Annotated in this window: 1 protein-coding gene; it reads left to right on the top strand. The window is 76.3% G+C overall.

Annotated features, from left to right (window positions below; translation table 11 throughout):
• A partial coding sequence (locus tag ACYVE7_RS35075) for a hypothetical protein (RefSeq protein ID WP_460370989.1) occupies nt 1–738 on the top strand: 738 nt, incomplete at both ends.

Below are 738 nucleotides of genomic sequence, written 5' to 3' on the forward strand. Positions count from 1 at the left end.
GGAAAGATCACCTACCGGGTGGTCCGCACCGCCGACCGGCCCGCGACGGCCGCTTCGGCGGGCCATCCGGTGGGCACGCCCACCGGCAACGACCTGGTCGATCCGGCGCCGCCCGCCGCGACCGACCTCTACTACACGGTGTTCTCCCGCCGCGACGAGGGCGCCTGGTCGCCCGCGGCCTCCAGCCCTCCGGTCCGCTGCCTGCCGGAGCTCGCGGACGTGCGGCTGGCCGCCGACGAGCACACCGTCCGCGGCTCCTGGAGCGCCCACGCCGACGTCGCCGAGACCGAGGTGGTCAGGCTCGACGACGGCAGGGCCGTGAAGTCGGCGCGGGAGGGGTTCACGGATGCCGACGTCGTGCCGGGCACGGTCTACCGGTACCGGATCCGCGCCGTCTACCGGCCCCGTTCGGGTGGCCGCGAGGTCACCGCCGGGGTGGAGGCGGAGGTCGCGCCGGAGTCCGCGCACCGCGAGGTCGAGGAGGTGACCGTGACGGCCGAGGGCCAGAACCTCGCCCGGATCTCCTGGACGGTCCCCGCCAGCGGCCGGGTCGTGATCCGGTGGGCGGAGTCGGCGCCGTCCTGGACTCCGGGCGACACGCTGACCGTCGCCGAGGCCGAACGGTACGGCTCCGAGCTTCCCGGCGTCCCGGTTCCCGACGGTCCGGGCCGGGAGTGCCTGACCGCTCCGCTCGGCCCGCCCCGCCGGTACTTCGCGGCCGTCACGGTCGGCGGGGGC

This window comes from Actinocorallia lasiicapitis, assembly GCF_054778695.1.